At 62.0% G+C, this 2,612-nt stretch carries 5 protein-coding genes; 1 reads left to right on the top strand and 4 read right to left on the bottom strand.

The window, feature by feature from the left end:
* The 3 genes from PLN84_RS13020 to PLN84_RS13010 form a co-directional block, all read right to left on the bottom strand.
* Positions 1 to 639: ABC transporter permease (locus PLN84_RS13020; RefSeq protein WP_348532166.1), on the bottom strand; the 639-nt coding region annotated here is incomplete at its 3' end.
* Complete coding sequence (locus tag PLN84_RS13015) at positions 636 to 1,565, bottom strand: ABC transporter ATP-binding protein (RefSeq protein WP_348532165.1); 930 nt, start codon at positions 1,563 to 1,565, stop codon at positions 636 to 638. The genes PLN84_RS13015 and PLN84_RS13020, both read right to left, overlap by 4 nt.
* Positions 1,553 to 1,909, bottom strand: a complete 357-nt coding sequence (locus tag PLN84_RS13010; protein ID WP_348532164.1) for a cupin domain-containing protein — start codon at positions 1,907 to 1,909, stop codon at positions 1,553 to 1,555. The genes PLN84_RS13015 and PLN84_RS13010 overlap by 13 nt, the downstream gene beginning before the upstream one ends.
* Before the next feature lie 119 nt (positions 1,910 to 2,028).
* Here PLN84_RS13010 and PLN84_RS13005 point away from each other — a divergent pair, with 119 nt between their 5' ends.
* Positions 2,029 to 2,418 (top strand): helix-turn-helix domain-containing protein, encoded by a 390-nt coding sequence (locus PLN84_RS13005; RefSeq protein ID WP_292727566.1) that lies wholly within the window; start codon positions 2,029 to 2,031, stop codon positions 2,416 to 2,418.
* On the opposite strand, the gene PLN84_RS13000 is transcribed toward PLN84_RS13005, so the two are convergent.
* A partial coding sequence (locus PLN84_RS13000) for a putative zinc-binding protein (protein WP_348532163.1) occupies positions 2,408 to 2,612 on the bottom strand: 205 nt, incomplete at its 5' end. The two genes, PLN84_RS13005 and PLN84_RS13000, sit on opposite strands and share 11 nt — an antisense overlap.

Genomic DNA, 2,612 nt, shown 5'->3' with positions numbered 1-2,612 from the left:
AAACGAGTACCGGACAAGATCCGTGAAGTAGGTGAGCGGCGAGCAGACAGCAAGATAAAGTCCCCACGCCGGCATCTGCTCGAGCGGGATGAAGATGCCGGAGATGAAGACGAGCGGGAACTTCAGAAGGGTGGAGAGCATCATGATGTTTGAGGGCACGTTCGTAGGAGGGACGGCAAGGAGCATCCCGATCGCCGAGAAGCAAAGTGCGGCAAGCAGGATGGCAAAACCCAGCACAATGCCGTGCAGGAGCGAGAGGCCGAGCGCAAGCCCGATGAGAAGGGTGATCATCGTGACCCCGATGCCGAAGAGGATGGAGGCGATCATATCCCCGAGGACGATCGCCTCGATGGTGACGGGGCAGGCGGCAAGGCGTTCGAGGGTCTTTGCCTGTCCCTCCCAGGGGAAGATTGCGGGGGATACGGCGGTTGCGGTAAAAAAGAGGGTCATCCCCACAAGCCCGGAGAGGAGGAACGCGAGGGGGAGCTGCCGGCCTCCCATGAAGAAGGCCAGGAAGAGGAAGACCGGCATGAAAACTCCGAAGATGAGCACCGGGCCCTTGAGGTAATAGATACGGATATCCTTCTTCGCGATCGCCCATGCCCGCCGGATCTGTTGCCGGAACGCTGACGGGTTCATGGCCGCTCCTCCTGTGTCAGCCGCAGGAAGGCCTCGTCAAGCGACGGGGCAAGCGTGTTCAGGGTGAGGATCGCCGTCCCCTCCTGCCGGCTGAATGCTACGAGGGAGCGGATGGCCGTGTCCTGATCCTCCGCCGTGATCTGCCACTTGTCCCCCGTTCGGGCAGCCCCGGTGATGCCCGCAAGCCCTGAAAGGAGGTCTCCCGCAACCTCCCCATCGAAGCTCACCTCGATCCGGTGGACACGGTCGATCGCGGTCTTGAGTCTCTCCGGCGCATCGATAGCGACGATCCGGCCGCTCCTGATGATCCCGACCCGGTCGCAGAGCCGGTTCGCCTCCTCCATGTTATGGGTGGTGAGGAAGATGGTGGTCCCGTCCGCATTCAGCGCCCGCAGCATGGCGAGGATCATCTGCGTGCTCTGCACGTCAAGGCCGCTCGTCGGTTCGTCGAGGAAGAGGAGTTCGGGCTCGTGGAGGAGCGCCATGGCGAGTATGAGCCGCTGTTTCATGCCTTTGGAGTACCCCTGCACCTTCTGGTCTCTCCTCTCGGAGAGACCGAGGGTCTCGAGGAGGTCGCGTGAACGCCGTTCTGCCCGGGTCCTGTCAAGCCCGTAGAGCTCCCCCATCAGCATGAGGTTCTGCCATGCGGTAAGGTCGACGTAGGCGTTCGAGGTCTCGGGCACGACGCCGAACCGCTGCTTCGCCCGGACCGGCTCTTTTCGGATGTCGTGCCCGAGGATCCTGACACTCCCGCCGTCCATCGGAACGACACCGGTGAGCATCCTTGTGGTGGTGGTCTTCCCCGCCCCGTTCGGGCCGAGGAAACCGAATATCTCACCCTGGCGTACCTCAAACGAGACGCGGTCCACGGCGATGATGGTGCCGAAGGCCTTCGTCAGGTCTCGCGCCTCGATCACTCCCGGCATGTCTGGTTCCCTCCCACAACGTGACGTATCCCGAGGATGATCATCCGTGTGCGGCACCTGATACCCCGCATCCCGTTTGCGGCCACCGCCACGAGATGCCCCGTCTCCACCTGATACTCGTCGTCTCCCGATACGATGGTGCCTTCCCCGGAAAGCACGAGAAATTGTACCGCATACGGCTCTCGATGAGGCAGGATCTCCTGGCCGCTCTCGAAGCAGACGAGAACCAGATCGGTCTGCCCCGCTCGCATCAGGTCTTTCTTTACCGGTCCGTCCCTGGAAAACTCTGCCATCTGCATAAGATTCAGCCGGGCGCCGCGGTTCTCACCGGTTTCCTGGGTCACGATATCTCCCCTTCCCCATATCTCTTTCATCCGCACACGAGAGAAGCGTCTGAAGTGTTCACGACAATACTTTCTCAAATGAAGTATTAAGGTACTTCCTGTCGATACTGATACTAACTATGTGCAACGATAGCAAGGCGTTCGCCACCTGTCCTCTCCGGGGGATACTTCCCGTCATTGCAAAGAAATGGACGCTCCTGATCATCACGACCATCGGACGGGCCGGGACGATCCGGTTCACCGAACTGCAGGGGGCGCTTCCCGGCATTAGCCCGAAGACTCTCACCGACACGCTCAAAGTCCTCGTGGACGAGCATCTCGTCGAGCGGCACTGCTACGCCGAGATCCCGCCCCGGGTGGAGTATTCGCTCACCGGGGACGGTGCCGGGCTCCGGGAGGCGATACTGCCGCTCCTGCAGTGGGCATCGGAGCGCGATGCAGGACAGGCTACAGCGTGCGCCCTTGTTACGCCTTCGGGTGCCTGCACCCGGCCGGCGTTCACTCCCTGATCGCCTCAAGCACGGCGGCGGCCAGCCGCTCGATCTCGTCGAACCGGGGTTCGCTCATCCCGTTCTTCGCGATGCCGCAGTCGGTCGCGACGATGTGCAGGTGCGGCTCGATTCTGAGCGCCCGGAGTTTCTTCTTCCCGCAGCAGTCGGCGCACCCGTCCAGCACCAGAATACGATCCGCGTGCCGGACCGCA

This window comes from Methanoculleus sp. (assembly GCF_035363275.1).
Lineage (GTDB): Archaea > Halobacteriota > Methanomicrobia > Methanomicrobiales > Methanoculleaceae > Methanoculleus.
This window is presented reverse-complemented; position numbering and strand designations above follow the sequence as displayed.